Here is a 26,083-nt window from a genome sequence, read left to right as displayed (position 1 = left end):
ATGCTGAAATTAATATGGAATGAATGGATTAAGCTATTTAAAAAAACAGGCACCTATGTCATGATCGGACTACTCATCGTTGGGGTGATCGCCATGGGTGGCATTTTAAAATATGAAGATAGCAACTCGTCCTCATCAGTAAATGATAATTGGCAAGAAGAGCTTGAAACGATGGTCTCATCTGATCAAGAGGCTTTAGATAACATCGGCTCTAATAACGCCAATTTACGAATGTTTTATGAACGTCAAATTGCCTTAAATGAATATCACCTACAAAATGATCTCGCACCACCATCCGAAAAGCATATTTGGACATTTGTTTATGATGCCGTTGCTCTTACTAGTTTAGCTGGACTATTTACAATCATTGTCGCAGCAGGAATTGTCGCTTCTGAATTTTCTTCAGGAACCATCAAATTCCTTTTAATTCGGCCTATTAGTCGAACAAAGCTATTACTTTCAAAATATTTGACGGTCATTCTTTTTAGTTTAGGTTTGTTAGCCATTGTCTTTCTTTTATCAAGCTTGGTCGGTTCGATCTTATTCGGATTCCCAGCTGAACAGAGCTTTCATTTAGCATATCGTGATGGAGAAGTAATAGAACGGAATATTATCCTCCATTTGATTATGCAATATTTACTTTACTCAATCGATATTTTCATGATATCAACGATGGCTTTTATGATTTCTTCAGTATTCCGTAATAGTTCATTAGCCATTGGATTCTCACTATTTTTATTATTTATGGGTTCAACCGTCACATTACTACTTGCATCAAGATTCGAATGGGCGAAATATATCTTATTTTCCAATACCGATTTGAACGTCTACTTTGATGGTGTTCCACCTGTTGATAGTATGACATTAGGCTTTTCAATCGTTATGTTGCTAGTTTATTTCTTGATTTTTCACGTATTAGCATTTACCGTATTTGCTAAACGAGACGTCTCAGCATAGTTTGTTCGAGTAAGACTATGTTAGAACCTATTGATCGTAATCAAAACACCTCCGTAGTCACTTATTAAGCGACTTTTGGAGGTGTTTTTTTGACAATGAAAGAAGCCTATGCATCATTCGCACAGACTTCTCCATGTTACACTTACTTCACTAAATAAGGTAGCTTCTTTTTCAAATAGTTAATACTTATTTCAATACTTTCAAACGGTGTTTTTCGACTAACATCTTGCTCAACAACCCACCACTCAACATTTGCCTCTTCTCCTTTGGCAAGTACAGCTTCAATATCGACACCACCTGTACCTAGCTCAGCAAAGAATCGCTCATCATCTGTTGTCATATCCTTCAAATGGACGAGAGGCGTTCTTCCTTTGTAACGATCAATCCATTTAGTTGGTGTCTCTCCTGCTTTTGTTAACCAGTAGATATCAAGCTCTGTTTGTACATTTTCTTCACTTGTATCATCGAAAATAGCCTCAAGTGCCATTCTTCCATCCTCTAGACGTTCAAGCTCAAAGTCGTGGTTATGATAGCAAAGTGTTATACCTTCCGACTGACATTTCACGCCAGCCTCTTCTAAAAACGGGATAAGCGCTTGATAATGCTCCTCCGTACGTTGGTCCGGCATTAAAAATGGGCAAACGACATATTTACTTCCAAGTGTTTTCTGATCCTCTATCACTTGATCAAGGTTATTTTGCAATTGATCAAGTGGAACATGGCTTGACGCTGCTTTTAACCCTAATTCATCTAATAGCGCTTTCACTTCTTGCGCAGACATACCACCATAGCCAGCAAATTCAACACCATTAAAGCCAAGCTCGGCTACTTTTTTTAATGTTCCGGCAAAATCCTTTTCACATTCTTCACGTAATGTAAACAGTTGTACTGCTACTGGTATCGTTCTCATATATTCTCCTCTTTTCTAACATGAATTTTCTAGCTGATGCCAAAGATCATCTATTTGCTTCATCTTAACGAATATTTATTTTTTTGTACATATAGAATCTCCTTGAAACCTATACTATTTTGCTCTTTTCTAAATAGTGTTTATTCAAAAAGCGAGGGCTTTCCCACTAATGAAGAGCACTGAAATAATTAAAGATCATTCTTTTTCAATACCTTTTAATTTGCTACCTTCATACTACTTGAAGGGTGGTCATTCTCTAGTTTCTTCCGTTCCATCCCAATCCATACTAAACCAAACATAATAATAAATGCACCAATAATTTGGGTTAATTTAATTGCTTCACCAAAGAACATAGCTCCAGTAATAGCAGCGGCAGCAGGAACAACATAACGAAAGAAATTCGATTTTGTTGCACCTACACGCTTCATCGATATATTCCAAACAACAAAAGCAGCAATTGTACATAAAATGACATTATAAAAAATGGCACTATAAATTGGTAGCGTTAAGCCTGACCAATCGACGTCACTCCATCCTCCAATCGTAAATGGAATTAACAGTACGGAACCAAACAACACATACCATGTCGTTACCCGCATCGCTGAATATTTCTGCATAAGTGGCATACAAGCTAAATTAAATAAAGCACCCAATAAACTAACAAGCAATGCAAGTACATTTCCTAGCATATATTGCGACGATAAGTCAAAACCCTCTCCTCCACCTAAAATGATAAGTGAAACCCCAACAAAAGCAATTGCCCCACCGACAACCATTCGTTTCGTTAAAATCTCCTTAGTAAAAAGTGGTGCAAACAATGCCACAAAAATCGGCCATGGTGCGACATTTAAAAGTGAAGCGTTCGCAAGTGTCGTGAATTTAATTGAATACATAACGAGAATTTCCAATATTGTCACGCCGACAAACCCAATAATCGCAAGCTTTACTAAGTCACGACGGTCTACCTTAATACTACCTTCCAGCTTGTAGAGAAGTAAGAATAAGAGTGGAACCGCAAGTCCAAATCGTAAAAAAACGAAGATCTCAGCCGAGAACACGTCCATCGCCCAGCGTGAAATACCAAAATTAGCCCCCCAGATAATCGAAACTAAAATTAACCCGATATAAAATAATGAATTTGATTTCATGGTGTACAGCTCCATTTCCTTTTTTCAAACACATACGCATAAATAACCTATTTGATCATACATGTATATGTTTCCGTCTGAACATCCATGATATAATGAAAACCTCAACTATTTTGCTATTATTAAAAGGCAGGGGAACAACGGTGCTAACCATTGGATTATGCGATTTTTCATATCATACAAAACAATTTTATTCATTTCATGACGCTGTTCTTAGTGATTATTTATTTCGACTTCAAACAGAGGGTAGCTGTGAAGTGAAGGTTAACCAACAATCACTAACGGTCGAAAAAGGAGACCTACTCCTTATTAAGCCCGGTGATCATTATGAACTTCGTATCGAAGAGGGACAAAATAGTGGAGATTATTATTTATTTTGTCATGGGAAATGGATCGACCAATGGTGGAATCGCTCAGAAAAGCCGACGATCACAAGGATTGAATTAGATGATAAGCTTCTAAGCTTATGGCGCCATATTATCATCGAAGACAGACGACCCCACTTAGAACAAAACCGTGAGCTGACGGATTATTTATTACAAGCACTTTGTGTTTGTTTAGAACGTGCAGTGAACGAAACATCTGCTACATATAGCCGACCTTATGCCGTTACGAAAATGATGCGTTTCATTGAAGAGCATGCATTATCAACGTTTAAAATTGAAGAAGCGGCCAACCACGCCGGCCTAAGTGTGTCACGAGCTGTCCATCTTTTCAAAAGTAGCGTCGGCAAAACGATGATTGAATACGCACAGGATATTCGTCTTTCCGCTGCAGTTGATCAAATGAAATATACACATATGACACTTGATCAAATTGCTGAGAACTGTGGTTTCAGTGGTTATCCTTACTTTCATAAAGTGTTTAAAAAGAAGTTCGGGGTAGCTCCAGGATCTTACCGAAAAAATGAGTAAAAACATTATCAAGTCATGTTGTAACGGAGTATACATCACGTAAATCAACTTCCAGTTCCATATTAACACAACCAAAATTCTATACATTCTTCTTAAATTCAAATGAAAGGAATGGAGCATATGCTATTTTCAAAAACAGCATTCGAAGGAACACACATATTAATAACGGGAGCAACAGGAGGAATTGGAGCTCAAACGGCAAAGCAAGCCGCAGAATGTGGTGCGTCCATTTCCATTACCGGTAGAAATGAAGAAAAGCTCGCTTCACTAGTAGAAGAATTAACCAAGCGTATGAATTCAGCAAAACTTACGGCCTTCCCTGCAGATATTAGTCAAGAAGACGATCGCCTACAGTTAATTGAACATTGTGAAAGGAAATTAGGTGCCATTACGGGATTAGTGAATGGAGCAGCCATTGCTGAGCCCATGACACTTGACGAGCTCCAGGAGGAGAAACTTACGCAAATCATGAATGTCAATCACACCGCAACAGTTATGCTCACTCAACACGTGTATCAAAAAATGAAGCAAGAACAACGAGGCTCCATCGTAAACGTTGCCTCTCTATCAGGACTTAGAGGGACCTACGGTGGAACAGCGTATGCATCAAGCAAATTTGCTCTTATTGGCTTCACACAATCTCTAGCACTTGAAGCCATCCAATCAAACATTAACGTTAACGCCATTTGTCCTGGCTTTGTCGACACTGATATGGCACATAAAATCATCGAAAGAAAAGCGAAAGAAGCTCGCATTTCCTACGATGCACAGTTAAAAAAGATTGAAGCAGGGTTCCCATCAGGTAAAATCACATCACCTGATGAGGTTGCTACTACAATCTTATTCTTGCTTTCAGGAGCCGTTCGAAATATCGTAGGAGAATCGATCAAAATTTCTGGTGGAGTCGTTGTATAGCTTCAAATCTACTACTTAGGGCTGGGGCAAAAAAATTAATAAATGAGAACTTGATACAAATAAACCACTCCTTAGAATACTTCACTAGATTCGTGCATGTTATAATTCTGAGCTAAACACTTTCGTTATGTCCCAGCCTCACCCATCTACCTATTGTTATATCGATATAAATTACAATCGTTCAATGAGAGTTCATTTCCACCGAACCTTCTCATAACACTCCTTCGAATGATGTTTTTTGAAATTAATAAAGAATAGAGCCCTCAATTTCCGAGGAAATAAGTTATTTTAATGTAACCCTTAACAGTGAATTTAATTAAAATCATTTTAAAATTAACTAATTCCCCCCTGTTTACATACTACAAATTTCCATAGTCATTTTTTCTCAACCTCTTTCATTTTATACACGTTAAAACAACCTATATGAGTATATGAAAGTCTCATTCATTCCCTATGTTAGATTGCTTTTCTAATTCGATCAGCGAATACATACAGCACAGCTCCTAGTACGAACACTACATATACTGGAATTGACACGACTGGGCCAAAATTAGGAACAAAGATAAAAGCTAGGACAAAAATACCGAATGAAAGAACACCACCTAACCAAGTCATCATAAATTCTTTAACTTTGTTAATCTTTTTAAAGCATGCCCAGCGAATATATTGTACAATTCCGAATAATAATACAAATGCAATTGGAATAGAGATCATTGTTTTCACTAGTACAGTGCCGATGTAATAGTCTTTCGTAAGTCCGTCTATATTTAAAAAGAAATGCCCGATCAGCTGATAGATTCCAGAAAATAGTATGCTCGCTGATAAAAAGTAAAAAAGTGCCATCACCCCAAAAAGGATTCGTTCTCTTGTGACCATTTTTGGCAGTTCACCAATAATTTCATTCGCATATTCCTTTGGATTATGACCAAAAACGTCTTCTGCCGTCCTGCCTTCATTTTGTGCCTCAAGAAGATGATCCAATAATTCAGTTAATATGACTTCCGTTTCTTCCTCTGATTTATTATACGATAAACGTATATAGATCAGCATATCTTCATAATAGTTACGATTTTCTTCCGTTAATTCCTTGCGTTTCTCATTATTTTGCTTCACTAAATCTTTTGCATTCATTATGAGTCCTCCTTATTCATTAGAAGATCAACTGGTTTCTTAATTGCTTCCCAGTTCACTCGAAAATCCTTCAATGCCTCTTGCCCCTCTGTTGTTAAAAAGTAATACTTACGATTTGGTCCACTCGGAGATTTTCTCATTTCTCCAGTAATGAGCTTTTCCTTCTGCAGACGTAGAAGAATAGGGTAAATAGAGCCCTCACTCACTTCAAGTCCGTAATCCTGTAGTTTCATTGATAATTCATAACCGTACACCTTTTGTTGTGAAATAACGGCTAAAATACATCCCTCCAATATCCCTTTTAACAATTGGCTACGAATGGACGACACCTTTCCTCACCTACCTTGTTATACAATATAGACGCTTAAAAGAATAATTGGCTTCATTTGAAACCAATCGACTCTCTTGTTATACAAAGTAGCATATCAAAAATCCAACTATATTGCAATACAACATAGCTATTTTTTTGCTGTTTCAGTTTGTCGAAAATCATCCATAGCATAGACACTCTTCACCTGTTCAAAAAGCTCATTTTCTAGTTCACGTCATCATATTTTTTAGTGTCTACTAAAACACTTTGATTTTGAACTTTCAATCGTTCATTTTCTCCCTTTCTATACTCTAAAACTAAATAGCCTACTGTCTGTTTATTATATGAAACAGCACTCCATAAAAATACTTGGACACCTAACTTCACAACATCTAAAAAGTAAGCCATTGATGTTCTCATACTAGCACTTGGTGTTCCTTATAATGATAGGTTCCTTCATTTTCTTCATAAAGAGCCACTATATACTGAACATCGTGATCGGACTTTTACCAGTAAACCATTGCAGAGTTCACTTCATCAACTAATTTAAGTGAAACATCCATGCTTGTTTTGTCATAATAATATCTCTCCAATGCATCTTCATTACTTTCATAGTAATTACAGCCTACTAATACAGAACATAGGAACAATAAAATGATAGCTTCTTTCATCTTAACTAGCTTCCATTTTGTTACTGAGACCAATGAAAAAGTGTAATTTTCATTTTTAGTGGTCTTTCTGTGCCCATGCGGCTCTTCCGAGCTATATCTCTTTATCAGAAAAAATTAAGTTTAAATTTAACTTCTATACAGGCGTACAATCAACGATGTAGCAAATGTTTATTTATTTTCTATCAATTACATGTTTCGTTTATTCCTCTTTTCTTCTATTTCTGCCCTCCTCAAAGATTAGAAGTAAGCCAATCATACGCACTTCTTCCACTCACTTCATGTCCCCCATCAAATAAGTCAAACATAAACTGCTCTTTTAAATCAAGCCGATCATATATTTCTTTAAGTTCTTCAATTGCCTTCTTTGTCGTTTCAACAGGAAAGATCGGGTCTCTCAATCCGCTTTCCACAAATAAAGCCCGAGGGCAAATTAAGCTTATATAATCTGGCAATTCCCCATACCTAAGTATTCCTGGCACATAATTATCAATACAATGATTTGTATGTAAGATACTCCCTTTAAACGTATTTGTAAACCCTGTTAATACGGTTGCTTTCACTCTTCGATCAAGAGCGGATGCATAAGCTGCCACAAGAGCTCCACCAGAAAACCCCATCAATCCAATCCTGTCACAATCCACATCTGAAAATTCTTTTAGTTGATCCAGTAGATGCCTCGTTTCTGCTACTCGAAGTCCAGCAAGCGTTTTCCCACTCATTAACAGCAACGTTGCCAATGAATAACAGGAATTTGCCATATTATTTGCTAGATCCTTAGAATGACGGCGTTCACCAAAGCCAATGACTTCAGGAGCAAAAACCTTCATCCCTCTTTTCACTAATTCGACAGCAAAATGCTGATGAATACCAGGTTCACCAGTATTCTCAGTTCCATCCTCACGTAACCCGACGATTTCTTTACTGCCATATCCATGACCGTGCAAAGCAATGACCGTTTCAAACGCTTTATTATTAGATTTTGGTGTTAGGACGTATGTTGGAATCATCAACCCCCTCAATGACGGTATAAGATATCGCTCACGTTTATATGAAGCAAATTCCTTTACTTCTATTCTACTTTGCTTTTTATCCGTTTGTGGAAATGAAAATGTTCCAAGAAGCTGTTGAAGCTTTTTCCTTAATTCCATTTGATCTCGTTTCATCACGTTTACTTCTTGTTGATAGTATAAATCCATAAAATTGTCTAATCGAATCGACATATCCTCACCTGCTTCTATAGCCTTTATCCCTTCTAGAAGGGATAACATACCTTTCTTTAAGTTAAAGGTTGCACAAATTTTTTAAAAACGACATCATTACGTACCTTCTCTGCCTATAGGCATATGATAACTGTGATTACCCTCTGAAAGGAATGAAGAACATGTACTATGACTCTAGTCGGTACCCTTATCCCTATTTCACACCTGTTCATCAAATGGATTCATCATTACATCGCAATGTCAATAATGATGAAACAAACATTCTATTAGCTAGTATACAGCAAGAAGCTTCAATGATGAATTTATATAAACAGTTAGCTGATGCCACTATCCACTCTGAAGAAAGACGTTCATTGTTAGAAGTAGTAGAAAATAAACAATATCACGTCAATCAATTAACGAACCACTATATGAGCCATACTGGAAAGAAGCCTGAGTATACAGTGGAGAATGTATCCTTTGAACGATACGAAGAAGGCTTGTTAACTGCATACAATAAAGAGAAAGCAAACGGTGAGCAATATGAAAGAAACGCATCCACCCTAACAAATAATAATCTAAAACAAACCTTGTTATCTATCTCTAAGAGAAATGAAGAAGTAGCGACTTATTTTCGAAATATCGAGCCGTCTACCTATGTACGCAGAACGGATTATGGATCTGAACCTTTCGTCATTGATATTGAAAAAGCAACAAAGCGAAACAACTATTTCCGCACGGCTCTTTGGACAGGTGAGTACTTGCAGCTTACGTTAATGAGCATTCAACCAGGTGACGATATCGGTCTTGAAATTCATCACGATCATGATCAATTTCTTAGAATTGAAGATGGCCGAGGACGAGTACAAATGGGTAGAAGACGTCAACAGCTAGACTTTGAACGCAATGTGAAAGATGACGATGCGATTTTTATCCCTGCTGGTACATGGCATAACGTAACAAACACTGGAAGAAAGCCTCTTAAACTCTATTCAATATATGCCCCACCAGAACACCCTCGAGGAACCGTACACGAGACGAAAGCAGTAGCTCTAGAAGCAGAAGCAAACCATTCTTAAACGGTCAAATGAGCGAACTTAAAAGGTTAAAAAAGAGGAGTCGCTCACATATGCTACACTCCTCTTTTTTTATCACGATTGAATTGCTAATTTTAAACATTCATCATACAGAATTGGAGCGATAGTCTTCATTTAACATATACGTTTTGTAAAATGTCTGCTGAAAGTGAATCCTTTTCTTTCTAATTTCTTGTGCCATTTTTGTAACTGCTTTTACTTCTATGTGACTACTTTCAGATTCACGTGCCATTTCATTCGATTTAACTAGTAAAGCGTAGTAAATATGCTCCATTCCCATACCATCTAATTGTACTTGATTGCCATTTTTCATGACCTTTATGTAATCTGTAAGAATGATTCTAGCAGCTGTCATTGGGACACTTCCCATATAGACCCTAAGTGCATCTTGAATAAGAGCGATTTCAGATTGATTATATGATTGCAGTGGCAATGCTTTCATTTTAAACTCCTTCCTATACAAACAGCTTCTAATTTCAAAATTTTAATCGAACTACTTGTTTAAATGAACACAAAAAGGGCAACCTACCATTTACATCAGATTCAAAAAGGGAATGATTATTTTTAGAGGAGAGTAAAAATGTGAAAGTTAGTTAATTTCGGTGTTATTCTCAATCGTTACATCATAGAGATCAGGGAATAAGCGTCTTTCGCTTACTTCGTAAAATTCAGCAAATTTCACCATCGTTTCGCGCCCAGGATTTCTTTCACCATTCTCAATTTTCCGGACATAAATGGTTGAAATTCCTAAAGCCTTGCCAACCTCATCTCTTGTTAATTGTCGCTTTCTTCTTTCATTTATTAAATCTATCCGTTTCATTCACTTCACCCCTTTTACACTTTTTGAAACTACTTTAACTATACATGATACAAAAAGTATCATCAATAGAAAACTTGATACTTTTTGAAGATTTTATGTTTATAGATACAATTTGTATCTATAATGAGGGAAGTTAACCATGTATGACTTGGAGGAATTGGTCATGTTATCGAAAAAGTTAAAAATGTTACGTGGAACGATGCGACAAGAGGATGTCGCTAAGGAAATTGGTGTTTCAAGAGCTACATATGGTCATTATGAAATAGGACGGACAGAGCCTGATAATGAAACATTGAAAAAGCTAGCTGACTATTATCATGTAAGTACTGACTATCTTTTAGGTCGTACCGATGACGAAAAACCCATTCATGTAGCTTTCTCTCATGGGTCGGATCCTCTTACAAAGGAAGAAGAGGAATTTCTAGAAAGACAGCTTGAAGAGTTTCGAAGCTGGCGGAAGAAATTCGCTCAAGAAAACAGAGAAAAGAATCAATAGGTTTATATTTATCTCGAACAGATTAGGAGGTGATACATGTGCCGGGTACGACGTTTCGAGAAGATCGAATTATGAAATTATACGAAATTCATAATATACGAACAGCTTCTGATCTAACAATATCTAACTTAAGCGCCTCTTTAAACTTTAACGTCACCTATTACAACTATCGCAGCAGGTGCATTTATGATGATCAATGTGCCTTTATTTATCTGAACCGAAACCAACCCATTGAATGGATTAGGTATGATTTTTTTCACGAGATGGCCCATTTCTTTGAGCATAGCAATGACCAGCGCTTCACCCATCCTCATTTTGTTCAATATCAAGAAAGACAAGCTCACACATTTGCCCTCTATGCCTCCATGCCCCGCTTTATTCTAAATCAATATCTTCCCTCTGTTGAATCGATTTCAGAGCTAGCCGAAATATTTCAGCTTCCTGAATCATTTGTTAGAAAACGTATGAAGTGGGTCCAATCATATGGAGCGATAAAACATCATTATTAATTCTATAGCCCTTATTTACTATTCTTTCAACAATTCTCCATCAAACAAAAAAAGCACCCCACAACGGAATGCTTTTCACTCAACTTATTCTTCTAGCGCATCTGGGAACGCAATCGTATCAAAAACCTCACCTGATTGCTCATCTTCTAATTGCACCGTTACTTCGTATTGTTCAGGGTCCACACCATCGAATAATTGATAGTACAACCCTCCAATAGCTAGACCTAAAATCGCGAAGCCATCAAAGCTATTTTCAAACATTTCCTGATCAACGACTACCGTAAATTCAGAAAAAGAACTGTTTGCTGAAACATCGGCGATCGAAACAAAGTCTTCACTCGTCTTCATCTCTTCGATGCTCTCTTGTAAAGATGCTTCAATCTCCTCCATCAGCTCATCATGAGTCGATTTTGACATAATGTACGTTAATGAACCATCTTCATTTTCTTCAATCTCTTCGATCCCATCAGCCTTCGCTTCTTCAATCGCACTCTCTAAATCTTCGCTTTCTAGAAACGTTGCTGGGATGGTGACCTCTACGTTCGCTTCTTGGCCACATGCCGCAATAATACTAACTAGCATAGCCATCATAAACAAGCTTACATATTTCTTCATTTTCTCTCCCCCTTTTTTTGGAACAGAAAATGATTATACTATGATTTGTCGTTAGAAACAATAGTATATTTTTATTCCAATTACCTACTTAAGGTAATACACTTGGTGTTAATGTATATGCATTAGCTCCTCCAGGAGACACCGCGTTGAAAATGGTGTACTTTCTTTCAGGAAACTTCACAGCATAATTAGCCTGATCGATTCCTTGTATGATAACCACGCTTGGCACTGGAACACTATATGCTGCCACATTAGACGTTAGAGTATGACTTTCTCTAATAATTTGACCATCGACTATAATTTGAATTTGGTCTTCACTATCTCCTGTAAAATCCCAAATAAGCATACGTGCCGTACCTCCATCAAAATCTCCAATCGCAAAGTCTTGTTCATTGAGTGCCAGCTCGCTCGTATCCTCGAGCACAAAACCAGACTCAATAATGGAGGACGTACGATTCATTACCTCATCAGCAGCTCTCTCCTGTGAAACAGAAGAAGAAGAGAAGAACATTCCAAAAATCATTAAAGTCAACGTCACAAGTCCTAAATTTCTTCTCATTAATTTCGCTGATGGTGTCAGCTCTGTTTCTCTCGATGATGCTGTCAGCTCTGTTTTTTTCGTTGATGGCATCAATTTTGTTTCTTTCGGTGCTTTCTTTCTTTTACCCAATTTTTGTAGTGGTGGTAGATTCTTGTTTCTAGTATCTTGATTAGGAAACTGATCTTGCGTGGATTGTTTAGTGTTATTGGGATTGTGCATATATGGTCGTTTATTCATTTATACATACCTCCTGTTGACGAAGGGTGAGGAGGCCGGATGGCGCGCAAACCACCAGGACATCACAATTCTCACAACGACAAAGCTAACAATTGCCAGCGTTATCGCTACCCCTTTTGATGGGAAATTGTGTTCAGCCCAATGATGTAAAAATGTAGCTCCTAATCCCGTAGCCATTAACATAAATAAACACATTTGTAGCACCGGCCATAAAATCGGTAACTTATAGTAAATCCACTGTAGCGTTTCAATCCGAATCGAGAGATAAAGAAAAAAGCTACAAAATCCGATCATAAACAAATAGTACGCTCCATGAGGTGTTCCATATTGCAATGTCGCTCGTATATCATCTATTGCCATAAATGGACCCAATACTAAACAAATAACCGCAAAGAAAAAAAGTGGATAAAATCCTACTCTACCTACAATTCTCATCATGCGATCTCCTCCCTTTTTGCTACATCCTCAGCCGTTATTGTAATAAGATCATCCATCGTAGCATCATGAAAATCATTTAGTCTAACGGCATGCTTACGAATAGATGCCTCAATTAAGTTACGAACGAATCGTCCATTTCCACTTTGGACGCTTGCAGCTTCAATCTCACATTGCTCTAATAAAACAACCTTAGCTGCTTCTTCTATTTGATATCCTTTGTGAGTTAGCATCACCTTACTAATTTGTAGCATCTCCTCACTCGTATAGTTTGGAAAAGGGATATGATGTGGAAAACGAGAGCGCAGACCTGAATTGGCACTCCAGAAATCATTCATTTCTTTCTCATAACCTGCGACTATGACAACGAGGTCTTCTTTTAAATCCTCCATCGCTTTCACAATCGTATCAATCGCTTCCTGTCCAAATTGATCTCCTGCAAGACTATACGCTTCATCGATGAACAAGACGCCTCCCCTTGCCTTATCAATGATCTCCTTTGTTTTTAAAGCTGTTTGACCGACATAACCTGCAACAAGTCCACTTCGGTCTGTTTCAACAATTCGATCTGTATGAATCACACCTAATTCATGCAAACGTTTCGCAACAACCCGAGCAATCGTCGTTTTTCCTGTTCCGGGGTTTCCAGTGAAAGACATGTGTAGACTCTGTCCACTAATTTCAGGTAAGCCCATCGCTTTCCGTCTTTCATTCATTGAAACTTGAGCGAAGAGGTTATTCATAAACTCCTTCACACTATTTAGACCAATAATGTCATTTAACTGTTCCTGTGCTTGGTCAACTTTCTCTGTGTCATGATGAACGTCAAAATCCTCCGCTAGCAATTCAATAAGCATTTCATTATCATCCACATCAGATTCCGCAACTCGAACTGATTGCTTTCGAATCGCTGCCTCTAGGACATTTCGTACCATACGTCCATTCCCTGTAGCTTCACGATTAGCTGCTTGTTTATTTCTAAATAGTTCCTCAAGTGTATGATCTAATTCTTGTGACAATAAGAACCCTCTTTGCTTCGTAGTTAAGTGGAGCATTTGTACAAGCTCATGCGCCGTGTAATCTGGAAAATGAACATGAAGAGGAAAGCGCGAGAACAATCCTGCGTTCGTTTCAAGCAACTTCTCCATATCTTCTTCATATCCAGCTAAAATGACAATGACATTATCCTTATGAATTTCCATTAATCGAACTAATTCATTAATCGCTTCTTTGCCAAAGCCGCCTTGACCATCGACTAATGCATAAGCCTCATCAATGAATAAAATCCCGCCTAAAGCAGACTCTACAACTTGCTTCGTCTTATCTGCCGTTTGTCCAGCATAGCCTGAGACAAGCTCACTCCTTCCTACCTCCACAAGATGACCTTTTTTTAATACGCCTAGCTCCTTCATCATTTTAGCTAAAGTACGAGCAATCGTCGTCTTCCCTGTTCCAGGGTTACCTGAGAACACCATATTTAATACTTGCTCTGTTCGAATAGATAAGCCCGCTTCCTTTCTCCTTTTATTCGCTAATAACTGCTTTTCTAACGTACGTATAATATCTTTCACAGACTCTAAGCCTATATAAGATGCAAGCTCTTCCTCTAAATCAAACGTATCAGTATGGATAAGACCGAAATCTTCTGCTGTTAATAATTGATAATTGCTATCCTCTTGCTCATTTACACGTACCGCTTGTTTTCTAATGGCTTCTTCCAAGACATTTCGTACTAGACGACCATTTCCACTATCATTTCGTCCCGGAATTTGTTTACGTTCAAATAAGTCAATGAACAATTTCTTCTCTTCAACTTGAAGCTGGTACTCTCTCTGCTGAGTCATTAATTGAAGCATTGTATAAAGTTCATCTGGCGAATAATCAGCAAACTCCACTTGGAATGGAAAACGTGATCGCAAGCCTGGGTTCGTCTTTAGAAAGCCTTCCATCTCTTGTGTATATCCTGCTAATATAACGACTAAATCTTCACGGTAATCCTCCATACCTTTTACTAAAGTATCGATCGCTTCCTGACCATACGTATCATGTTTGCTTCTAGATAGTGCATAAGCTTCGTCGATAAACAGAACCCCGCCTAAAGCTTCTTGTATTTTCGACATGGTCTTTGGTCCCGTTTGACCAACGTATTCTCCAACGAGGTCTTGCCGAGCCACTTCTACTAGCTGTCCTTTTGAAAGAATGCCTAATCCTTTTAAAATATATGAGATTAACCTGGCCACAGTTGTCTTACCTGTTCCAGGGTTTCCAGAAAAGATCATATGTAAAGTAAGTGTAGTAGTAGACAAACCTTGTTCTTTCCTTTTCAATTGCAGTTCAACGGTTTTCGTTAATTCATGCACAAACGCTTTAACCTCCGTTAACCCAATTAAGCTATTAAGCTCCTCAAACGCTTGATCAATCGATTGACCTATTTCATACGAAAGAGAGAAAAGAGATTGATGATGCCCAGCTAAATATAGTTGATCACTATCCACGATGAGCTGTTCCATCTCTCCTAATTCACCACGAGCTCGAACCGCGACAAGGCTCTCAATAAGTTGAATCGAAATCCATTTCTTTAATAGTCTTCCGTTCATTTCCGCTTCTAACGATCTTTGCGCTAAAAGGTCAACTACTGTTGAATCCCATGTGATTTGTTTATTCATTAATTGAATAACCTGTGCTCGAGCTCCCTCTAGCATATTAGCAGCCATTTTCTTTAAATGCTCAAGCTCCAAAGCAATCGTATCAAGCTCCTCTGAAATGTGATAACGAATCCGTTCAGGTATTTCAGCTTTTTTCTCAGTAATAAAGATCAAAATATGGTCAGCTGAATCGATCACAACTCCTGCTTCTGTACGGAAGTAACCGTTTTTCACTAGATTTTCTAAATTTGTTACGATCTGATCATTAGCTCGCTCAATGCCTCTTAGGATAATAGGTGTTCCCCCATATGAAAAAGCACTGGAGAAATCGCGAACAAAATTAGAATGAACATCTTTGTCCGTATAAATACTAACATCTAACGTGATGACTTGTTTATATCGAACGAGCTTATGCTGATGAAGAGTTTGAACAACTTCTGTTATCCCTAACTCCTTCCCACTCCCTTTTGGGCCTGTAACAGAAAGAGACGGTACTTTCCCTTCGAGCCCACCACCTAATAAATATTGTTTCTTAAAAAACAAAACAAGATTAGCTATGTATTCATCCTGACCATAGACTCTAGAACGAACGGACTCCTCTACCCGATTAAAGACTTCATCCAGTTCCCCCTTATGGCTTTTTGTATGAGAAGGTTTATTCTTTTGCTTAGCATCCGTTGAATGCAAAGACGAATTCTCAATTGGTGTCATTTGTCTTTGGGCTACTTCTTGTCCCCCAATAGACTGAGACGAATAGCGAATACTTTGATTTTCTACTTGATGACTATTTTCCTCCCTCTGTTTAAAATCTAATAGCTGTAATTCTGGAATAATAATTCGAGACCATTTCTTCCACATCTTCCAAACCTCCTCAATCTTTCATTTATTTTTACATTAGGATACACTCGTGAAATTCCATTTTTGAACAACAATGACAATGCTTTTATTTTATCATAAAACTAGTTAATTAGTATGAGGAATACTAGAGAGAGAGGATATAAACATTTCTCTTATTAAACTTATTCCTATCTGTCTCTTCTTCCTACTCTTTACAAGTTTTTTGGTCAGTGTTACTTTATATAGAAAGATGGAAAAGACATAGAGGGGATTTTTATGAATGTAAAAACGGCTAACGATTTACTAGAACTTGTCAATTCACTCATTGAAGGTAAAATGTATTTTTTATCAAGGATGACAGACGAGACATTCTCTATTTTAAAAATTTTAGACAAAGGGATGGGTAGCCAAATTGAAGACGGATTCACCATTAACATAAGTGAATCTTATTGCCAGCAAATCTTTTTAGGGAACCAGGAACCACTGCTTATTAATGATGCCCACCGACACCCATTCACTTGTCAACTCCCACTAACATCTGAACTGAACATTCAATCCTATGTCGGTGTTCCGATCTTCTATCGTAATGGAGAAATGTATGGAACATTATGTGCGTTAGATAATCAACAAGACCACTTTTCAGATGCTGATTTAAAATTACTAGAAAAGTGCTCTAATCTATTTTCTTATGTGATTGAATTAGAAAAGAAAAGCACCTTTGATACACTAACAAACCTCTATAATCGAAATTATTTATATGACCATTTCGATTCAACATTTAAAGCTGGGACATTACTATCATTGGATTTAGATGGGTTTAAAGAAGTCAATGACAGCTATGGTCATGACGTAGGCGACCTCGTATTAGCAGAAGTTGGTAGCCGTATTAAACAACAGCTTACTTCAGACGATATGGGCTTTCGATTAGGTGGAGACGAGTTTGCCATCATACTTGCTAACTTCCTTGATGAAGACACCATTCTAAATCGAACGAATGAACTTTTAGCATTATTAGCAAATTGGCGTGACTTTAAGTACGAAAACAACATTACTGTCAGTATCGGTATTGTCCGATTTCCAGAGGACGGTAATGACTTACAAACACTTCTCAAGAAAGCAGATGAGGCGATGTATGTGGCGAAGAAAAACGGTAAGAATCGATATTATGTATATGAGTAATATACTTAAACAGTGATTCGAATGTCGGGTTCGAATCACTGTTGTTTTTTGATGGTTATTTCAAATAAAAGCAAACTTACGGCGAAAGAAATGCCCTCAAAACGAGGAGAAACAAGTGCTCATGTTTGTACTATTAATCACTCTACCTTGATGTCACCTTCTTTTGCAAAATGTCGAACATCTAACTTATCTTCTTTCCATTTAATAAGTTCAATAACTGATGAGAGAAACGTAAGCGCTAATCCTTGTCCCCAGCCCTGGGCCCACTTTCGATCTATATCAAGATATCCTTGTATGTCATTCATGACAGCTGTGCCACCCGAAACATTTAATACTCTTCCGTTATCAGTAATATTATCTAAAATACTAGAAAATGCCTTCTGAACATACTTTCCATGAAGAGGATTATGTTGCATAATCATAGCAGCAGCAATACCCGATGTTGCCGAAACCTCACCATATGCCTCTGGGAAATCTAGAACGGTCCCCCAAAGTCCATCTTCCCTTTGCAACTTTTTGATTGCGGCAAGCTGGTCACGCAATGAGCAGACAATGTGCATAAATGGCGGATACAAATAAGCTTCTGGCAACACTCTCCCCACTCTTGACATAGTGTAAGCAGCCCAAGCGTTTGCACGAGCCCAAAAGATCCCCGACATATGATTCTGTTTAATATGGTTATAGCCGTGGTACCAAAGTGCCGACTTTTCATCCTGTAAATATTCAATATGCCATTTAAACTGGTGTAGCGCATCATCAATTAAAGCTTTTTTCTCTAACATCACACCGGTGCGAAGCTGGAAGTAAGCAGCCATAAACAGCGTATCAGCCCAGCACTGTTCACCAAAATCATTATTTGTTGACACAGTATGCTGTAGGACACGATCACCAAACCGTAGCGCTTTATGTTCCAAATAGTCGAGCTTACTTAAGATAATATCGAGATATTTCTGATCCTTTGTTTCTTTATAAAGGGCAAGCAGTATATGCCCCATTGCACACGTATTAACAGTCCAAGCTGGAAGTCCGACTTTCAAATACTCATCAACCCACTCTTTCGCCCGCTCCAAATATGCCCTTTCTCCTGTCACTTCGTAAGCTCGGCTCACTCCGTAAAAAGCAACTCCCCCCGGCCATTCCCACGTCAAATCCATATCGAACGTGTAATTAACGATACGATCTACAATTTGTTTCAACTCATCAACAGTATGTTCTATCATTAGATTCATATTTCCTCCTTTTTAGAGCTCCTAACTTCGAAAGTAGGAGCTCTAACCGTTTTTCTAATTTATTCAGAATAATTGTAATTACCTGCATCAATTGCTGCCTGTTTTTCGTCAAGTATCTCTTGGTAGCCAGCATTGAGATATTGTCGCTTAGCTGCTTCGTACTCCTCATCAAATTTGTCTTCTGATCCAAGGACAACTTTCAAATAAAGCTCCTGAAATAATGCATTCAAGTCTGATTGATATTCGTTTTGACTTTCAATGACAACTGTGAACAAGGCGTCTGGTGTAGAATATTCTTTTGTCTCATCTTGGTATTTGAATAAATCGTCTACAATTTCCTCATGACCTGGAGGAGACCAGAAATTCTTCATCGCTTTACGCGTTAACTCATCTGTTCCAAAATAAGGTGCCTCGGTTACCAATGCCCAATAATCCTTATTATTGTTCATCGCAAGTGCTGATTCACCATTAAAGTCATTATTCACTACAGGAAATCCTTCATCATCAAGAATATAGTTCTCACCTTCAACACCATTTTGTAAGAAGAATAAGTTATCTGGTTGACTCATCCATTCTAAATACAGCCAAACAGCAATTCGTTCCTCATCTGTGGCAGCTTCATTAATGCCCATAATTAACCCAAAAGGCCAATCGGCACGACCTTGAGGCACACGACCTTCTGGTGCATGTGGAGGAATAACAGCAAACTCAGCTTCTGGGTTGTTTTGTAGTGTCGCTTCAAAAAGATCCGTATTGCTAGAAATGTATTCCCCATACGTTCCAGTCCTACCTGCGACAAACTCTGTTTTAATTTGGTTACCATCCATGCGTAAATAAAACTCTTGGTCAATTAGACCATTATGATATTGATAACTTAAGTTACGAAGCCAACGTTCAGTGTCTTCGGTCGTAAAGTCTGCAACCATAAGGTCTGAATAAAGCGCTCGATATTCTGGATCAATTGGCCAATCACGGAAAGCATAGTTATAATTGTAAATGTTCGCTGTCAAACCACCGCCTAATGTACCCAGGCCAGCTTCCTTCCACTTCATAGCCATCTCATTAACCTTCTCAAGTGACGTTAAATCTTCTACTTTCATCCCAACCTCTTCTACCCAATCCTTTCGAATAACCGTCACAAAATTTGAGATATCTGGTCGTTCAGCAAAAAAGAAGATATTCTCTCCATCTACAACCCCGTATTGTTCAATCGTTTCACTTACATTTTCCCAATATGTTGGAGCATACTCTGCAACCTCATCCAAATCTAACGGTTGCATGACACCAGCACCATAATAAGCTAGTGCTTGAGGCATATCATAATGAATAATAATATCTGGCGCATTACCAGCAGCAAGCAATTGTTGGTAATCCGTCACTTCATTAGCTCGTGCTATTGGGACAAAATTCACATCCACGTTATATGTTTCACCGAACTCTTCTTGAATCCAACGTGTATAGAAATTGTCGGTTACATTCCAACCTTCAAAAGCACGATCATAAACTGGTATATCCAGGGTTACTGTTTCTTGGAACATCACACCATCTTCACTCATGTCGTTGTTATCCGTTTCGTTTGCAGTTGGTGTTTCATCCTCATGATCATTAGATGAAGTATCACTTGAACAAGCAGCTAAAAGACTTCCGAACATAAATAAAGCGGTTACAATTATAAAGAAATTCATTTTTTTCATAGGTATCCCCCATTTTTTTTAAAAATTCAACACTATTCCTTGACTGACCCTATCATCACGCCTCTAACAAAATACTTTTGTATAAATGGATACACACAAATAATCGGTAACGTCGCAAAGACAACAACAGCTGCTCTTAGTACTTCTGGACTACTCGTTTGCACAAACGTCATTTCAAGCTGAAAGCTCTCACTTGCTTGTACAACAAGATAATACAATTTTAACTGCAATGGTCGTAATGTCGTTTCATACTTAATATAAAACAAAGCGTCCTGATAGGCATTCCATCGACCAACCGCGTAGAACAGGGATAACGTTGCCAAGATTGGCTTTGTCAGTGGAAGGACAATACTCCATAAAATTCGGAAATGTCCTGCTCCATCTATACGTGCTGATTCCTCCAAGCTGACTGGAACTAAGCTCGTAATCGAGCTTCTTAAAATGAGTAGATTAAAAGCACTGAACGCGCCTGGCAGGACGAGCGACCAGATTGTATCAAGCATTCCTAAATTGTTAATAAGCAAATAATCAGGAATAATACCGCCCGTGAAATATAAAGTAATCATAAACATAATCGTTATGATTGTGCGCCCTTTCAATTGCTTACGAGATAATGGATAAGCAGCGCAAATGGTAACGATCATACCCAAAACCGTGAACAACACGGTAATAAGAATGGTTACATAAAGTGATTGGACGATGCTTTGATCAGAGAATATTTGAAAGTACGCATCAAACGATACTCCTCTAGGCCAAAGAAACACTCTGTTTGCCACTACATAAGCATCATCACTTAATGATTTAGCAACAACATGAACAAATGGCAGCAGGCACGTCAAAGATGCAACTATTAATATTAGACGAATAATAATATCCCATATGTCAAATCGCCCTAATCGCTTAACGGAAGTGCCCCTATCGGATGATTTCATTTTTTACCTCCTTTCTAATTCAAAATGCTTCAAGAAAATTTCTCACTAAAGCAATCCATCTTCACCTAATTTCTTTGCAATTCGATCGGCGATGATTACGAGGATAAGGCCGATGACAGCTTGAAACAACCCAAGCGCAGTTGCTCGGCTATAATCACCATTTTCAATTCCCCAACGGAATACTAAAATCGGAATTGTCGTTGTAAACTCCGTCGTGGCCATATTTTGTAATGCAAATACTCTCTCAAATGATCCCCCCATCACATGACCTAAACTCATAATCAATAGAACGACGATTGTCGGTCGGATACAGGGTAACGTGACATGCCACATTTTGCGCCAACGCCCCGCGCCATCAACGGTTGCCGCTTCATACAACTCAGGATTGACACCACTCATGGCCGCTAGATAAATGATCGTTCCCCACCCCATGCTTTGCCAGACACCGATAGCAAGGTAGCTAAACAGCCAATGGAGATCACTCTGAAGAAATGGAATACGATTTCCTCCAAGCTGCTCAATCAGATTGTTGATCATACCACTACCTAATCCTAATAATTGATAGGCTAGAGCTCCAATGATCACCCACGAGAGAAAGTGAGGCAGATAGAGTAGCGTTTGATTCACACGTTTGAACATGGTACCAGTAATTTCATTAATTAATAATGCGAGCATGATCGGAATCGTAAAACTAAGGATGAGATCGGACATATTAAGTAATAACGTATTGCGTACCGCTCTTCCGAAATCTGGTCTGGCGAATAAATCTTTGAATACTTCAAATCCGACCCATTCACTGGCCCAAAACCCTCGTAAAATATTGTAGTCTTGAAAAGCAATTAAGAGACCGGATAAGGGTAAATACTTAAATACGAATGCAAACATTATTGGTATGGTTAATAGAAAATAAAGCTGCCAATCACGGCGAAGGTAGTAGCTAATACCCTTCTTCTCATGTTCCAAAATTAAAGCGTTTTCATTTTTTTGATTTAAATTTGTATTGAGCTTTGCTTTCAAATTTTTTCACCTCCCTGTACGTAAGTTCCTCCGCTTGGCCTTTTAGTGACTCGTGAGGTTTGTCATAATCATATTCCGGATGAATGGTATCGTAAATCGTGAATATTGATTTCTTCCTTTTATAATTGATACTAACTGGAACTTTCGTGATTTTGTGTATCAAAAGTAATCACTATTTACATAGCATAATCAAAAATTAAAGCTGTCTTTATCGGTGAAAAACCGAAAAAAACAGCTCATAGTATTAGGACTTAACTTGCTTATAGTTGCTCGGGGTCATCCCTTCAAATTTCCGAAAGAATCTGTTAAAACTTTGTGCATTATTGTATCCAACTGTAGAAGCAATCTGTGCGATGGTCAAATTGGATTCCACTAGCATTTGTTTTGCTTTCTCAATTCTGCGAATATTAAGGTGTTCAATTAAGCTTCGTCCTGTCATCTCATAGACGATCCTTCTCATATAAGAGTAACTGATTCCGATATCCTCCGCCATTTCTTCAAAATCAATTTCTTCACAATAATGATGATCTAAATAACTTAAGATACTCTCCCCATAATCATTAGTCTGAACTGCTGGCTTCGTAAGATACTGCATAATATCTTCAAAAAAACGGACCAGACACTTTTCAATCTCATCCAATGTATCGACCAAAGTAAGAGATGTATAAATGTTATCTCTACCAGCAAAAATTCTCGTTGTACTAATATTGTTCTCTCTTAGATGTTTAATACAAATACCTACTAACTGATGGTAAATAAATAAGATATTGTCATAGGAAATATAGTCAGCTGAGCGTATCTCATTACTAATAACTCCTAATTCACTGATAATACTATCGAGGTCACCGTTATCCATAAAATTGAGGATTCGCCTTTCGCTATTAACAGGATATATGTATTTTTTATTATGCTCTTTTTTCTTACTCCAGTAAGTAATGCCACCACTTCCTTTGATCATGCGATGCTTTATAACTTCCATCGCTTCCGCAAAGCGAGCAGACACCAAATCCAATTTCTTTGTAGGACTACTGACACCAATCGTTACGGAATGACTTAAGAGTTCTTCCGCTTTATTCATAATGTTGAGAAGTGACATATGAATGTTAGAATCGAATTCGTCATCTTCAAGTTGTTCATAGTTTAATACGATGACAAAGCAACCATCTCCTTGATAAACGCACCGTGCCGTCACACTTTCCGGAAACAAGCGATTACATTCTGAGGTGAAATGGTAACAGTGGTAACTACGGGTCTCTGGATTATGTATGTTCACATAATCTCTATATTGATCTATCGAGACAACCACAAGAAGGAAGCAGGGAGCTGCAAACATTTCAATAGAATGAGAAGAAATTTCACCTCTTAATAGATTATGAATAGCAAGACTGTGGGAATCACGTTCTCGTATATTGAGCATCCGTTGAAGGTCTTCTTCCTTTTCCTGCATTTTATTGAACGCCACATCGAGAAAAGCTAGCTCATTCCTTCCATTTATCCCTAAATTAGTTCGTAAGCTCAAACTTTGAACTAAATCCCTTATTGGTTTGGATAACCATGTCGCTAAAAATACAGTTAAAATAACCCCTATTAAAATAATAAAAACAGTAAGCAAAATAATATTTCGTTGCAAGCTATGTGTCGTCATCATGAGTTCGTTAACCGAATACACACCCACGTTTATCCAATCGGATTTCTTAGTTCGAGACCATGTGTACAACATTCGCTCGCCTTCAAGTTCGCGAAACATGTAACCCTCCAACAGGTCATGTTCAAATATTTCTCGGATAAAAGGGTCATCTGTGCCCTTTTCTAACAACATACTCTTGTCACTATGAGAAATGATTGTTCCATTTGAATCCATAATGGCATATTCCTGTTTACTAGCATCTGATGAACGAAAATAATTCCCGAATTCAACTTCCGTTACATTAACAACAATCGTTCCATTCGTAATGGTTGAAAGTTGGTTGAGTGGTAATACATAAGATATGACATTCACTCCCGATTCAAGCTCGCGTGAATACCAAACACCTCTAATTCCCCTTCGCTCAACTAATGCTTCTTGTATCCAGTCGATAGGCTCGTATTTTTCCAAATTGGTAATTCCTTTATCAGTAGATACGACATAGTCTGAATCGCTTAAATAAAAGAAGACAGAATATACTCCATCTCCCCTACGCTTCAATTGCATTAGTTCGCCCAGTACCACGCGTGCTTCCAGAACGTGTTTTAAATTTGAGTTTAATTCTGTGAAATTCTTATAAGAATGGATTCGATCAAAAATGTTTGTACTCGTAAGAGCTACCGTGTTTTGAGCTATATGATTGAGCGCATTATTGGAGAGCATACGATTTGCGTTCAATTCAGCTAAAGAAGATTCCGCAATAGCGTATTCTGAATTTTGAACAATTTGTTCACCACTGTACCAAGTTAGAATAGCAATAGGAATAGCCATAATACAAAATAAAATAACGATCAATTGCAACATTAGTGGAAGTCGATTCATATTAACCCTCCTCCCCTCATTAAAGCGCTTACACTTAATTGCTGCAATTATTCTAATTTTCATAATTCTATTTATATAGTTAAAATCCTTTTTTTAGTCAGTTGTTTTTACTTTTTCATTAACTCTTATATCCGCCTATGCAACAATAATAATCATAGATTAACTAGATACCTTAGTAAATCACAAATATTGATCACTCTTGTTATATTTGATAAACTTTAGTCATTTTTCATACTAATGTCCCATAAATGATCAATTTTAAATGATTTAATCAAAAATTTAAGATCACTGAATTTATTACCAATATATCCTTTTACTTATGCTGAACGACTTTAACCATTCACTCATTCTTCACACAAAAACAACAAGTCAAAAAGTAATATTCTCGTAGCAACAACTAAAACATTGGCGATTATCTCAAGATAAATGATTATGAGTCAAATTAATTTTTGTGATATTGAGAAGATTTAAGTGTTTTTTAAGAAATTTTTATTATGATTATAAAGTCATGATTTCCAAAGGGATTTTCGATTAAACATTAAAATTTACCTATTAAAACACAATGAAGGGCTTGCGACGTATCCTTGCCCACTTGAGATGGATGCGTTACTTTTCCAAATCCATTATTTTCTCATTCCTTTCTATCATCCAACTACACCTTACTTATTTATAATGATACAAAAATGTAATACCTCTCTTTAGATATTAATCCAATAAACATTTCCACCGATATACTAAGTAACACAGTCTTTTAAGGATAACCTTAAAGTGAAAACCATTAATAAATTTAAAAAGAAAAGAAGGTCTTAATATGAAAGGAAAAATAAGGATGTTAATTGATTCTGACATTAAATCCTACATCATAAGTAAGGAGACAGGGATTCAGCAAAGTACCATTTCGAGGTTACGAAAAGGAAAAATTAAAATTGGACGACTTACCTTAGATACGGCATTGAAACTTGCTGAATTTTATGATCAAAATAAAGCTAGATTGAAGCCCCCACAAACGTGATAGTCTTTTTATTTACAAACAATCTGATCGGTGTAGGAAACAAATGATTCAACAAGGTTTTGTAAGGTTACGCTTCTCCAAACCGTCAGAAAATAAATCCAAGTAACTATCCGCCGGTAGAACCGGT

The 26,083-nt window shown here is 37.6% G+C and carries 26 protein-coding genes; 8 read left to right on the top strand and 18 right to left on the bottom strand.

Going from position 1 to position 26,083, the window contains the following annotated elements:
* Positions 1-957 carry an ABC transporter permease gene (locus tag ACERJO_RS14510; protein WP_373647952.1) on the top strand — a complete coding sequence of 319 codons (957 nt, stop codon included), beginning with the start codon at positions 1-3 and terminating at the stop codon, positions 955-957.
* 142 nt (positions 958-1,099) lie between these two features.
* On the opposite strand, the gene ACERJO_RS14505 is transcribed toward ACERJO_RS14510, so the two are convergent.
* Both ACERJO_RS14505 and ACERJO_RS14500 read right to left on the bottom strand, forming a co-directional pair.
* Entirely contained in the window at positions 1,100-1,867 is a 768-nt protein-coding gene (locus tag ACERJO_RS14505) for a sugar phosphate isomerase/epimerase family protein (protein WP_373647951.1), read from the bottom strand.
* Positions 1,868-2,082: 215 nt separating this feature from the next.
* Positions 2,083-3,015: a DMT family transporter gene (locus tag ACERJO_RS14500; protein ID WP_247106346.1), complete on the bottom strand. Its 933-nt coding sequence runs from the start codon at positions 3,013-3,015 to the stop codon at positions 2,083-2,085.
* 143 nt (positions 3,016-3,158) lie between these two features.
* On the opposite strand from ACERJO_RS14500, the gene ACERJO_RS14495 reads away from it, so the two are divergent.
* Positions 3,159-3,929, top strand: coding sequence for a helix-turn-helix domain-containing protein (locus ACERJO_RS14495; RefSeq protein WP_247106345.1), 771 nt, complete (start codon positions 3,159-3,161; stop codon positions 3,927-3,929).
* A 120-nt stretch (positions 3,930-4,049) separates the two neighbouring features.
* Complete coding sequence (locus ACERJO_RS14490; protein ID WP_373647950.1) at positions 4,050-4,844, top strand: SDR family NAD(P)-dependent oxidoreductase; 795 nt, start codon at positions 4,050-4,052, stop codon at positions 4,842-4,844.
* A gap of 456 nt (positions 4,845-5,300) precedes the next feature.
* On the opposite strand, the gene ACERJO_RS14485 is transcribed toward ACERJO_RS14490, so the two are convergent.
* The 5 genes from ACERJO_RS14485 to ACERJO_RS14465 all read right to left on the bottom strand — a co-directional run bounded on the left by ACERJO_RS14485 (position 5,301) and on the right by ACERJO_RS14465 (position 8,176).
* A complete protein-coding gene (locus ACERJO_RS14485) occupies positions 5,301-5,975 on the bottom strand; it encodes a DUF1129 family protein (protein WP_373647949.1) in 675 nt (224 codons plus the stop codon).
* Positions 5,975-6,304: a PadR family transcriptional regulator gene (locus tag ACERJO_RS14480; protein ID WP_247106340.1), complete on the bottom strand. Its 330-nt coding sequence runs from the start codon at positions 6,302-6,304 to the stop codon at positions 5,975-5,977. The genes ACERJO_RS14485 and ACERJO_RS14480 overlap by 1 nt, the downstream gene beginning before the upstream one ends.
* A 206-nt stretch (positions 6,305-6,510) precedes the next feature.
* Entirely contained in the window at positions 6,511-6,693 is a 183-nt protein-coding gene (locus ACERJO_RS14475; RefSeq protein WP_373647948.1) for a hypothetical protein, read from the bottom strand.
* 98 nt (positions 6,694-6,791) lie between these two features.
* A complete protein-coding gene (locus tag ACERJO_RS14470; RefSeq protein ID WP_373647947.1) occupies positions 6,792-6,956 on the bottom strand; it encodes a hypothetical protein in 165 nt (54 codons plus the stop codon).
* 230 nt (positions 6,957-7,186) lie between these two features.
* A complete protein-coding gene (locus ACERJO_RS14465; RefSeq protein WP_373647946.1) occupies positions 7,187-8,176 on the bottom strand; it encodes an alpha/beta hydrolase family protein in 990 nt (329 codons plus the stop codon).
* A gap of 161 nt (positions 8,177-8,337) precedes the next feature.
* Between ACERJO_RS14465 and ACERJO_RS14460 the strand changes: the two genes are divergently transcribed.
* Positions 8,338-9,234 carry a cupin domain-containing protein gene (locus ACERJO_RS14460; RefSeq protein WP_373647945.1) on the top strand — a complete coding sequence of 299 codons (897 nt, stop codon included), beginning with the start codon at positions 8,338-8,340 and terminating at the stop codon, positions 9,232-9,234.
* A gap of 103 nt (positions 9,235-9,337) precedes the next feature.
* Here the strand turns inward: ACERJO_RS14460 and ACERJO_RS14455 are convergent, their stop codons facing one another.
* On the bottom strand, positions 9,338-9,694 hold the full coding sequence (locus ACERJO_RS14455; protein WP_373647944.1) for a hypothetical protein: 357 nt from the start codon (positions 9,692-9,694) through the stop codon (positions 9,338-9,340).
* A gap of 147 nt (positions 9,695-9,841) precedes the next feature.
* Positions 9,842-10,072 (bottom strand): helix-turn-helix domain-containing protein, encoded by a 231-nt coding sequence (locus ACERJO_RS14450; protein WP_247106333.1) that lies wholly within the window; start codon positions 10,070-10,072, stop codon positions 9,842-9,844.
* 163 nt (positions 10,073-10,235) lie between these two features.
* Here ACERJO_RS14450 and ACERJO_RS14445 point away from each other — a divergent pair, with 163 nt between their 5' ends.
* Together ACERJO_RS14445 and ACERJO_RS14440 are read left to right on the top strand one after the other, a co-directional pair.
* Positions 10,236-10,568, top strand: a complete 333-nt coding sequence (locus tag ACERJO_RS14445) for a helix-turn-helix domain-containing protein (RefSeq protein WP_247106331.1) — start codon at positions 10,236-10,238, stop codon at positions 10,566-10,568.
* Positions 10,569-10,606: 38 nt separating this feature from the next.
* Positions 10,607-11,077, top strand: a complete 471-nt coding sequence (locus tag ACERJO_RS14440; RefSeq protein WP_247106330.1) for an ImmA/IrrE family metallo-endopeptidase — start codon at positions 10,607-10,609, stop codon at positions 11,075-11,077.
* A gap of 84 nt (positions 11,078-11,161) precedes the next feature.
* On the opposite strand, the gene ACERJO_RS14435 is transcribed toward ACERJO_RS14440, so the two are convergent.
* The 4 genes from ACERJO_RS14435 to ACERJO_RS14420 all read right to left on the bottom strand — a co-directional run bounded on the left by ACERJO_RS14435 (position 11,162) and on the right by ACERJO_RS14420 (position 16,408).
* Positions 11,162-11,692 carry a hypothetical protein gene (locus tag ACERJO_RS14435; protein ID WP_247106329.1) on the bottom strand — a complete coding sequence of 177 codons (531 nt, stop codon included), beginning with the start codon at positions 11,690-11,692 and terminating at the stop codon, positions 11,162-11,164.
* Between the two features lie 88 nt (positions 11,693-11,780).
* Entirely contained in the window at positions 11,781-12,470 is a 690-nt protein-coding gene (locus ACERJO_RS14430; RefSeq protein ID WP_373647943.1) for a hypothetical protein, read from the bottom strand.
* A complete protein-coding gene (locus ACERJO_RS14425; protein ID WP_247106327.1) occupies positions 12,471-12,908 on the bottom strand; it encodes a hypothetical protein in 438 nt (145 codons plus the stop codon).
* The gene (locus tag ACERJO_RS14420) at positions 12,905-16,408 is read right to left on the bottom strand and encodes an AAA family ATPase (RefSeq protein WP_373647942.1); all 3,504 of its coding nucleotides are present in this window, start codon (positions 16,406-16,408) and stop codon (positions 12,905-12,907) included. Before ACERJO_RS14420 ends, ACERJO_RS14425 begins: the two co-directional genes overlap by 4 nt.
* A gap of 255 nt (positions 16,409-16,663) precedes the next feature.
* Here ACERJO_RS14420 and ACERJO_RS14415 point away from each other — a divergent pair, with 255 nt between their 5' ends.
* On the top strand, positions 16,664-17,566 hold the full coding sequence (locus tag ACERJO_RS14415; protein WP_247106325.1) for a sensor domain-containing diguanylate cyclase: 903 nt from the start codon (positions 16,664-16,666) through the stop codon (positions 17,564-17,566).
* Between the two features lie 137 nt (positions 17,567-17,703).
* On the opposite strand, the gene ACERJO_RS14410 is transcribed toward ACERJO_RS14415, so the two are convergent.
* The 5 genes from ACERJO_RS14410 to ACERJO_RS14390 form a co-directional block, all read right to left on the bottom strand.
* Entirely contained in the window at positions 17,704-18,795 is a 1,092-nt protein-coding gene (locus ACERJO_RS14410; protein ID WP_373647941.1) for a glycoside hydrolase family 88/105 protein, read from the bottom strand.
* A gap of 59 nt (positions 18,796-18,854) precedes the next feature.
* A complete protein-coding gene (locus tag ACERJO_RS14405) occupies positions 18,855-20,489 on the bottom strand; it encodes an extracellular solute-binding protein (RefSeq protein WP_373647940.1) in 1,635 nt (544 codons plus the stop codon).
* A gap of 32 nt (positions 20,490-20,521) precedes the next feature.
* Entirely contained in the window at positions 20,522-21,421 is a 900-nt protein-coding gene (locus ACERJO_RS14400; protein WP_373647939.1) for a carbohydrate ABC transporter permease, read from the bottom strand.
* Between the two features lie 45 nt (positions 21,422-21,466).
* Positions 21,467-22,438 (bottom strand): ABC transporter permease, encoded by a 972-nt coding sequence (locus ACERJO_RS14395; RefSeq protein WP_373647938.1) that lies wholly within the window; start codon positions 22,436-22,438, stop codon positions 21,467-21,469.
* A gap of 244 nt (positions 22,439-22,682) precedes the next feature.
* Entirely contained in the window at positions 22,683-24,944 is a 2,262-nt protein-coding gene (locus ACERJO_RS14390) for an AraC family transcriptional regulator (protein WP_247106320.1), read from the bottom strand.
* A gap of 811 nt (positions 24,945-25,755) precedes the next feature.
* On the opposite strand from ACERJO_RS14390, the gene ACERJO_RS14385 reads away from it, so the two are divergent.
* Positions 25,756-25,956, top strand: coding sequence for a helix-turn-helix domain-containing protein (locus ACERJO_RS14385; RefSeq protein WP_373647937.1), 201 nt, complete (start codon positions 25,756-25,758; stop codon positions 25,954-25,956).
* The last annotated feature ends 127 nt before the right edge of the window (positions 25,957-26,083 follow it).

Source organism: Halalkalibacter sp. AB-rgal2 (assembly GCF_041821005.1).
In the GTDB taxonomy this organism is placed as follows: domain Bacteria; phylum Bacillota; class Bacilli; order Bacillales; family Bacillaceae_D; genus Halalkalibacter.
The sequence above is the reverse complement of the archived record's forward strand: the minus strand, read 5'-3'. Positions and strand labels throughout refer to the sequence as shown.

Bases quoted from the DNA above. Each gene is read 5' to 3' on its own strand.
- ACERJO_RS14510 (WP_373647952.1), top strand. From the start codon at position 1: ATGCTGAAATTAATATGGAATGAATGGATTAAGCTATTTAAAAAAACA.
- ACERJO_RS14505 (WP_373647951.1), bottom strand. From the start codon at position 1,867: ATGAGAACGATACCAGTAGCAGTACAACTGTTTACATTACGTGAAGAA.
- ACERJO_RS14500 (WP_247106346.1), bottom strand. From the start codon at position 3,015: ATGAAATCAAATTCATTATTTTATATCGGGTTAATTTTAGTTTCGATT.
- ACERJO_RS14490 (WP_373647950.1), top strand. From the start codon at position 4,050: ATGCTATTTTCAAAAACAGCATTCGAAGGAACACACATATTAATAACG.
- ACERJO_RS14485 (WP_373647949.1), bottom strand. From the start codon at position 5,975: ATGAATGCAAAAGATTTAGTGAAGCAAAATAATGAGAAACGCAAGGAA.
- ACERJO_RS14475 (WP_373647948.1), bottom strand. From the start codon at position 6,693: ATGGCTTACTTTTTAGATGTTGTGAAGTTAGGTGTCCAAGTATTTTTA.
- ACERJO_RS14470 (WP_373647947.1), bottom strand. From the start codon at position 6,956: ATGAAAGAAGCTATCATTTTATTGTTCCTATGTTCTGTATTAGTAGGC.
- ACERJO_RS14465 (WP_373647946.1), bottom strand. From the start codon at position 8,176: ATGTCGATTCGATTAGACAATTTTATGGATTTATACTATCAACAAGAA.
- ACERJO_RS14460 (WP_373647945.1), top strand. From the start codon at position 8,338: ATGTACTATGACTCTAGTCGGTACCCTTATCCCTATTTCACACCTGTT.
- ACERJO_RS14455 (WP_373647944.1), bottom strand. From the start codon at position 9,694: ATGAAAGCATTGCCACTGCAATCATATAATCAATCTGAAATCGCTCTT.
- ACERJO_RS14450 (WP_247106333.1), bottom strand. From the start codon at position 10,072: ATGAAACGGATAGATTTAATAAATGAAAGAAGAAAGCGACAATTAACA.
- ACERJO_RS14445 (WP_247106331.1), top strand. From the start codon at position 10,236: ATGTTATCGAAAAAGTTAAAAATGTTACGTGGAACGATGCGACAAGAG.
- ACERJO_RS14435 (WP_247106329.1), bottom strand. From the start codon at position 11,692: ATGAAGAAATATGTAAGCTTGTTTATGATGGCTATGCTAGTTAGTATT.
- ACERJO_RS14430 (WP_373647943.1), bottom strand. From the start codon at position 12,470: ATGAATAAACGACCATATATGCACAATCCCAATAACACTAAACAATCC.
- ACERJO_RS14425 (WP_247106327.1), bottom strand. From the start codon at position 12,908: ATGATGAGAATTGTAGGTAGAGTAGGATTTTATCCACTTTTTTTCTTT.
- ACERJO_RS14420 (WP_373647942.1), bottom strand. From the start codon at position 16,408: ATGTGGAAGAAATGGTCTCGAATTATTATTCCAGAATTACAGCTATTA.
- ACERJO_RS14415 (WP_247106325.1), top strand. From the start codon at position 16,664: ATGAATGTAAAAACGGCTAACGATTTACTAGAACTTGTCAATTCACTC.
- ACERJO_RS14410 (WP_373647941.1), bottom strand. From the start codon at position 18,795: ATGAATCTAATGATAGAACATACTGTTGATGAGTTGAAACAAATTGTA.
- ACERJO_RS14405 (WP_373647940.1), bottom strand. From the start codon at position 20,489: ATGAAAAAAATGAATTTCTTTATAATTGTAACCGCTTTATTTATGTTC.
- ACERJO_RS14400 (WP_373647939.1), bottom strand. From the start codon at position 21,421: ATGAAATCATCCGATAGGGGCACTTCCGTTAAGCGATTAGGGCGATTT.
- ACERJO_RS14390 (WP_247106320.1), bottom strand. From the start codon at position 24,944: ATGAATCGACTTCCACTAATGTTGCAATTGATCGTTATTTTATTTTGT.
- ACERJO_RS14385 (WP_373647937.1), top strand. From the start codon at position 25,756: ATGAAAGGAAAAATAAGGATGTTAATTGATTCTGACATTAAATCCTAC.